Origin of the sequence: Synechococcus sp. BA-120 BA3 (genome assembly GCF_034931285.1) — a bacterium.
Classification (GTDB): Bacteria; Cyanobacteriota; Cyanobacteriia; order PCC-6307; family Cyanobiaceae; genus Cyanobium.
Map to the genome: position 1 here is coordinate 1 of NZ_JAYGHZ010000066.1, position 7341 is coordinate 7341.

Annotated in this window: 7 protein-coding genes; 1 reads left to right on the forward strand and 6 read right to left on the reverse strand. The window is 70.1% G+C overall.

The features are described from left to right. A partial coding sequence (locus VB737_RS04565) for a hypothetical protein (RefSeq protein WP_500311512.1) occupies positions 1-967 on the reverse strand: 967 nt, incomplete at its 3' end. 54 nt (positions 968-1021) lie between these two features. Then, on the reverse strand, positions 1022-2200 hold the full coding sequence (locus VB737_RS04570) for a F420-0:Gamma-glutamyl ligase (protein WP_500311514.1): 1179 nt from the start codon (positions 2198-2200) through the stop codon (positions 1022-1024). An 85-nt stretch (positions 2201-2285) separates the two neighbouring features. On the opposite strand from VB737_RS04570, the gene VB737_RS04575 reads away from it, so the two are divergent. Next, a complete protein-coding gene (locus VB737_RS04575; protein ID WP_500311516.1) occupies positions 2286-3665 on the forward strand; it encodes a PhoH family protein in 1380 nt (459 codons plus the stop codon). A gap of 49 nt (positions 3666-3714) precedes the next feature. Here the strand turns inward: VB737_RS04575 and VB737_RS04580 are convergent, their stop codons facing one another. The 4 genes from VB737_RS04580 to VB737_RS04595 form a co-directional block, all read right to left on the reverse strand. Further along, entirely contained in the window at positions 3715-4122 is a 408-nt protein-coding gene (locus VB737_RS04580; RefSeq protein WP_500311518.1) for a type IV pilin protein, read from the reverse strand. Between the two features lie 298 nt (positions 4123-4420). Then, positions 4421-5803: a class II fumarate hydratase gene (gene fumC, locus VB737_RS04585; protein ID WP_500311523.1), complete on the reverse strand. Its 1383-nt coding sequence runs from the start codon at positions 5801-5803 to the stop codon at positions 4421-4423. Further along, on the reverse strand, positions 5800-6393 hold the full coding sequence (locus tag VB737_RS04590) for a thylakoid membrane photosystem I accumulation factor (RefSeq protein ID WP_500311520.1): 594 nt from the start codon (positions 6391-6393) through the stop codon (positions 5800-5802). The genes fumC and VB737_RS04590 overlap by 4 nt, the downstream gene beginning before the upstream one ends. A 22-nt stretch (positions 6394-6415) precedes the next feature. Then, positions 6416-7341 (reverse strand): DUF3685 domain-containing protein (locus VB737_RS04595; protein WP_500311521.1); only part of this gene is annotated, 926 nt, incomplete at its 5' end.

The window sequence follows — 7341 nt, forward strand, 5'->3', positions numbered from 1 at the left end:
CCGCCCGCTTGGCCGGCTGGCCCTCCTGCCGCCGCCAGACGCTGCGGGCCATGAGGACCTCCTCGCCGTGGGCCTCGGCCCCCAGGGCCTGGAGCCAGCGCTGGCGCTCGCCGTCGCCCACCTCACAGCGCAGCCAGAGGCTGCCGCCGCCGTGGCCGATGCGGTGCAGCAACGACTCGGCCGCGTTGCCGAGCAGGTGGCCCCAGCCCGGGTGAACACTCAGCTCCACCGCCTGGCCGCCGCCGGGGTGCTCATCGAGCAGGCGCACGCCGGCCACCGCTTCGTTGCGGACCGCATCCACCAGCATCCAGCCCCGGCTGCGGCTCTGGTCGAGGAGGTCTTCGATGCGGCGGTCCTGGAGCTGACGCAGGTGGGCCGGGCAGGTGGCCTGCTCCAGGTGCCACAGCAACGGAGCGGTGCGGCGGTTGAGCGGGCGCAGCTGCAGATCGGCAGGAGCGGCGGGGGCGGCGCGGTCGGCGGGGATCTGCCAGCGCCAGAGGCGATCGGTGCGCTGGGGCTGGAAACCCTGCTCCCGCAGGGTGGCCAGCCGGGGGGTGTCAAGGCTGGAGGCGGTGGCGATCCAGCTGGCGGCGCCCTTCACCCGGCCGATGGCCTGGCGCAGCAGATCCCCGGTCAGAGCCGACCCCTCCGTGGCGGCCAGGGCCAGGCGCAGGTGCTGCACCTGCCAGCAGGTGCCGCTGCGGTTGAGCCGGCGGCAGACGATCAGACCCAGGGCCAGCTGGCGGGTGAGCCCCTGGCGCTGCAGGGCCACCAGCACCTGGGCGCCCCCCTGGCGGCGGCTGGTCACCGCCGTCAGCAACTGCTCCGGCAGGGCCAGCAGCAGGGAGCGCTGCAGGAGCGGCTGCAGCGGCAGGAAGGCGGGGTCATCCAGCAGGGGCAGGTGCCAACCCTGCAGCGGCTCCACCGTCCAGGTGGGGGAGGTTCTGCCCTGGGCAGGCACTGGCACGGCAGGCACTGGCACGGCAGGCGACGGTGGAGAAAGGAACGTCGTTCAGAAATTCTACGTGGGACGCACCAGCACCAGAGGCGTGCGCTCGTTGGCGTTGCCGGCGGGATTGGGGCGCAGGGCCCGCATCAGCAAGGCTTCATCGGTGCCGCCGCTGGCCGCCAGCACCTTCACCCGCCCCAGGTCGTTGACGTCCACCACCGCCACCGCCACCCCCAGGGCCGCCGCCATCCGCTCGCACCAGGCGGCCGGCTGGTCCGGGCCGAGCACGATCGTCTGGTCGTAGGGGGGCGTGGTGCCGGTGATGTCGTCGATCAGGCGGGCCTGCTCGCCGGCCAACCGATAGAACCAGCCCTTGCTGCCCACCAGCTTCAGGGCGGTGCCCAGTACCCAGGCACCCAGCACCCGCGCCGGGCCGGACACGTCGATCAGGCTCTGCAGGCCGCAGGCCGTGGCCAGGGAGCTGGTGGGGTGGAACACCCGGCACAGCAGGCGGGCCAGGAAGGAGGGCTCCACCGTCGAGGGATGGTGGTAGCGCCCCTGGATCACCGCCAGGGGCGTCTCACCGATGGTGAGCACGTCACCCGGCTGCAGCAGCCCGGCGGTGTAGCGCTGCAGCACCTCCAGCGGATCGTCAAGCACCCCGAGCAGGTGGGTGCGCACCGGCAGCACCCGGCAGCGTTCCCCGTCGCGCCAGCCCGGGGCGGACGGGTCGCCCGGCTCCGGTTTCTGCAGCGGCAGCAGGATCCCCTGGCGCCGCTGCAGCCGACCGAAGGGCCCGTAGTTCACCCAGTGGATGTCCATCCAGAGGGTGTCGAGCACGCTCTCCAGATCCAGGCCGCCGGGCGCGGTGAGGTTGAGGCGGATGTGGGCGGCGGTGGTCTTGCGGCCCTTGACGATGTAGGCGGCCCAGTAGCCATCCGGGCGTGCCTCCTCGTCGGGGTGCAGCGGCGTGATGCGCAGCTCGTGGCGCACCTGGCTGACGTCACTGCGGCCCAGCAGGGTGGGCACCAGGGTGATCTCCGGCACCATCACCTCCATGCGGGGGTGGGGGTTGCGGATCCGGATCTCGCCGGTGATCTCAAGGCCCTGGGCCCGGCGTCGCACCTGGAAGGCCCCCGGCAGCAGCTGCAGAGGGGAGGCGGGCCGCAGACGGTGGCGCAGTTCGAGCACCACCAGCCCCAGGCCGAGGAGCAGCAGCAGAACCAGCAGGCAGGAAAGGGGGAACGGCAAGCCGATACGTCGGGGAATGTCCGGCCGGAGCGTAGATGCGCCCGCGGACCTAGCTTCGGCCCCATGGAACCGGCAGGTCACAGGCATGCGCAAGACCTTCGTGCTCGACACCAACGTGTTGCTGCATGACCCCCAGGCGCTGAACCGGTTCGAGGACAACCAGGTGGTGATCCCGATCGAGGTGGTCGAGGAGATCGACCGCTTCAAGCGGGACCCCTCCGAGAAGGGTCGTAATGCGCGCCAGGTATCGCGGCTGCTCGACCAGCTGCGCGAGAAGGGCAACCTGGCCGAGGGGGTGCCGATCGACGACCTCAGCGGCGGCACCCTGAAGGTGGTGTTCTGCCGCAGCGAGACCCTGCGCCAGCTGCCCCCTGAGCTGAAGGCGGGCAACGGCGACAACAACATCCTGGCCGTGGCCCTGGAGCAGCGCCTGCAGGAGGTGGTCGGCAGCCAGCCACCCGTGGTGCTCGTCACCAAGGACACCAACCTGCGCATCAAGGCCGATGCAGTGGGCCTGATCGCCCAGGACTACACCACCGACAAGGTGGACATGGCCGACCTCTACCCGGGGTTCTGCGAGCGCTGGATGGGCGCCGACCTGATGGACCGGGTCAAGGCCGGCGACGGCCTGCCGGCGGACGCCATCCCGGAGCAGCCGCTTCCCGTGGCGCCGCTGCAGGCGAACGAGGGGGTGACCCTGGTGGATCTGGCCCAGCCGGCCCACACCCTGCTGGCCCGCTACAACGGCCGCACCGGCACCCTGCAGCCGCTGCAGAAGTCACCCAAGGCCAAGATGGGCCGCATCCAGCCCCGCAACCGGGAGCAGTCCTTCGCCCTCGATCTGCTGCTCGATCCGGCGGTGGCCCTGGTGACCCTGGTGGGCAAGGCCGGCACCGGTAAGACCCTGCTCGCTCTGGCGGCGGGTCTGCACCAGGTGGCCGACGAGCACCTCTACGAACGGCTGCTCGTGACCCGCCCGGTGATCTCCCTGGGCAAGGAGATGGGCTTCCTGCCTGGTGATCTCGAGGAGAAGATGGCGCCCTGGATGCAACCGATCGTCGACAACCTCGACTTCCTGCTCGGTGGCGACGAGGGCCAGCCCGTCCGGGGGGGGCACCGCCCACCCCGCAGCAACTGGAGCGACCTCAAGGGCATGGGCCTGCTGGAAGTGGAGGCAATCAGCTACATCCGCGGCCGCTCGATCCCTCGCCAGTTCATGGTGGTGGACGAGGCCCAGAACCTCACCCCCCATGAGGTGAAGACGATCGTCACCCGGGTGGGGGAAGGCACCAAGATCGTGCTCACCGGTGACCCTTACCAGATCGACAATCCCTACGTGGATGCGGAGAGCAACGGACTCACCTGGTTGGTGGAACGCTTCAAGGGCCAGCTGCTCTCCGGCCACATCACCCTGATGCGGGGGGAACGCTCCGAACTGGCCGAGCTGGCCGCCAATCTGCTCTGAGCGGCGCATCGACAACGAAGCCGACGGGACCTTCCAGAGCTGGAACCCTTCAGCTGGAGAAGCTGCAGGTGATGGTGGTTCCATCCATGCTGACCCGCAGGATGGCCCGGCGATCGCCGACCGCGGCAGGAACCCCGAAGCACAACGTTCCTTGGGCATCTCCTGTCCAGCGGCGGCTGTTGAGCAGCCGGATCGCGGTGCCGTTGCAGTTCCGGGTGGGCCCACCCCCGGGCTGGGCCACCACCACGTGCAGCCCGGACCTGTGCGCCACGGCGCACTGTTCAGCGAAGGCCACCGCCTCCAGGATGCTGGTGGAGGCTTCTGCCACGGCCATGGCTCGCCGGTACTGGGGCAGGGCGACGGCGCTGAGGATGCCCACGATGGCCACCACGATCATCAGTTCGATCATCGTGAACCCCGACGCCAAGCCGATGCCCAGCCGGACGCGGCGGAGCACGTCGCGGGCACACAGGGGAGGGGGAGCGGGGCAGAGTCTCTGGGACATCTCAGTCGTAAGGATCCCCTTCTTCGTCACCCGGAAGGAAGACCGGTCCACATGGAGGCGAGCCTGCCCAATGAAGGGCGTCCTGAAGTTGATACTGAAACCGAAGAACGTCCTCGGGGACGCAAATCAGGGACGCAACTCAGGGACCTCACCGTGGGGTATTTCGGAGATCTTACGGACGATCCACAAAAAATCAACCGGAACGCTCCAGGCCGGTCAACCTCAGCCCATCAACCTCAGCCCATCAGCCTCAGACCATCTGCTCGGGCCTGACGAGGCGGTCGAACTCCTCGCCGCTGATCTCCCCCAGCACCAGGGCCGCTTCCCGCAGGCTGAGCCGGTGCTCGTGGGCATGGCGGGCGATGGCGCAGGCCCGGTCGTAGCCGATCGCCGGGGTCAGGGCCGTCACCAGCATCAGGCTGCGATCCCGCTGGGCTTCGATGTGGGCGACATCGGCGCGCAGGCCCTCGATGCAGAGCTCGCGGAACGTGCCGCAGCTCCCCGCCAGCAGGTCGATGCTCTCCAGGAGGTTGTGGGCGATCAGGGGCTTGAACACGTTCAGCTCGAAGTTCCCCTGACTGGCCGCCATCTGGACGGCGGTGTTGTTGCCCATCACCTGCACGGCCACCATGGTGAGGCTCTCGCACTGGGTGGGATTCACCTTGCCGGGCATGATGCTGGAGCCCGGCTCATTCTCCGGCAGCACCAGTTCACCGAGGCCGCAGCGGGGCCCGCTGGCCAGCCAGCGGATGTCGTTGGCGATCTTCATCAGGCTGCCCGCCAGCACGGTGAGCGCCCCGTGGGCCGCCGCCAGCCCCTCCTGGCCCGCCAGGGCCTGGAACTTGTCGGGGGCACTGGTGAAGGGCAGGCCGATGCGCTCGCTCAGCCGGGTGGCCACCGCCTCACCGAAGCCCGTCGGGGCATTGAGCCCGGTGCCCACGGCCGTGCCGCCGATGGCCAGTTGCAGCACCTGGGGCAGGGTGGCGCGCAGGCCCGCCAGTCCCAGTTCCAGCTGGGAGGCGTAGCCACCGAACTCCTGGCCCAGGCTCAGGGGCACCGCATCCTGCAGGTGGGTGCGACCGATCTTGATCAGGCCGGTGTAGGCCTCCGCCTTCTGGCGCAGGGCGTCGATCAGGGCCTCCAGGCTGGGGATCAACCGCCCGTGCAGCTCGATCGCCACCGCCATGTGCATGGCGGTGGGGAAGGTGTCGTTGCTCGACTGGCTGAGGTTGACGTGGTCGTTCGGGTGCACCGGCACCTTGCTGCCAAGCACCCCACCGGCGGCGGCGATCGCCCGGTTGGCGATCACCTCGTTGACGTTCATGTTGGTCTGGGTGCCCGAGCCGGTCTGCCAGACCCGCAGCGGGAACTCAGCGTCGAGCTGGCCCTGGCTGACCTGCTCGGCCGCCGTGACAATCAGCGCCGCCAGATGGGACGGCAGCACGCCCCGGGCGGTGTTCACCTCGGCGCAGGCGGCCTTGAGCTGGCCGAAGGCGTGGACCACCGCGATCGGCATCGGCGCGCCGAAGGGGAAGTTGCGCAGGGAGCGCTGGGTCTGGGCGCCCCAGTAGTGCTCGGCCGGCACCTCCACCGGGCCGAGGCTGTCGGTTTCGGTGCGGGTGGCCGGCATCAGCGAGACGCCACCACTTCGCTGTTGAGTTCGTTGAAGCTCAAGGTGGCGCTGTTGCCCGAACCAGGCGCCATCGGGATGCCGGTGGCGTCGCTCACGGCCGTGTTGATGGCATCGACGCTCACCTGGCCATGGCGATCGAAGACGACACGGCCGGAGCCGTCGATCACCACCACCTGGGGAATCAGTCCGTCCCAGTAATGGGCCGGATCGGCCACGCCGCCATCGGGCCGGTTCTGGAGCGGATCGGTAACCAGGGGGATCAGATCGACGGCATTGCCCCAGACCCGCTGCAGCTCCGACACCACCGGGGAGAACTGCTTGCTGACGCTGCTGTCGTCGAGGTAATAGACGAGCACCGCCACCCGGTGCTCCTCAAGGGACTGGGCCAGGCTGCTGCGGGGTGGCACCAGGGAGCCGTTACCGGCGTAGAGGGCGAAGATGTTGCCGTCGTAGCGGTCGTTCTCGAGGCTGGCCGCCGCCTCGCCCGGGGCCCAGAACAGCCCCAGCACCACGGTCAGCAGCAGGGCCCAGAGGCCGGCGAGGGGCCGGGAGCGCGAACGGGGCAAGGGGGAACGGGCGGGTGGGCTCATTGTGCCGTGGTGCCCAGCCGCCTCAGCTGCGGTTGAGACTGCGGCCCATCCCCTGCACGATGCCGCGGCCCACCAGGCCGATCGCCCGGCCGAGCACCTGGGTGAGCAACACGACCAGCAGGTCGCCAAGGCGTTTGAGCAGGCTGCGGAGCTGCGGGCCGAGGGCATCGCGGGCCTCCAGGGCCAGGGTGACCGCCTGCTGGACCCAGCCCAGCTGGCGCAACTCGGCATCGCGGGGCTCGGTGAGATCCACGCAGTCGATAGCGCCGTCGCCCAATCGGAACAGGGGACGCCGGCTCTCGTAGAGGTGGATGGGGCGCTCGAACCAGCTGGTCCAGCGCTGCTGGGCGTTGAGTTGGTTGCGCAGCCGTTCCAGGTTGCGGGTGGCGAGCAGCTCGGGGCGCAGCAGGTAGCGGCGCAGTTCGGGCCACTCGGCGCAGGCCGCCAGCACCTCGGCGCTGATCAGCTCGGCACTGCGCACCAGCCAATTGCTGAGCAGCAGCTCCAGGTACAGGACCGCCTGGGGCTCATCCGCCGCCACCAGGCGGCCATCCACCAGCAGGGGACGGGCCTGCAGCAGCGGGCTGAGCATGGCGGCGGGGTCCGGCAGCTCGAGGTCATCGGCATCGAGGCTGCTGCGGTGCAGCAGGGTCTCGGCCACCGGGCACAACCGGCCCTCCATCGGCAGCTGCACGTAGGACCCGGCCATGGAGCGCAGGGCCTGCTGGCGCAGCTCGGGCTGGAGTTCCCTCCAGAGGCGCTCCAGCTGCTCGCCGCGGGGATCGTCCTGCAGCAGGCGCTGGCGCAGCCGGTCGAACTGCTCCAGCAGCCCCAGCAGCAGGTCGCTGCGGCGGGAGGCGTGGAGGCCGTCGAGGGCCAGCAGCTGGCCGCTGTTGTTGCTGGGGCCGCCGGCGGCGGCCTCCGTGAGCCGGCCCCGCAGGGCCTCCC

Excerpts from the sequence above, each read along its gene's own strand:
- VB737_RS04590 (WP_500311520.1), bottom strand. The coding sequence starts at position 6,393 with ATGAGCCCACCCGCCCGTTCCCCCTTGCCCCGTTCGCGCTCCCGGCCC.
- VB737_RS04575 (WP_500311516.1), top strand. The coding sequence starts at position 2,286 with ATGCGCAAGACCTTCGTGCTCGACACCAACGTGTTGCTGCATGACCCC.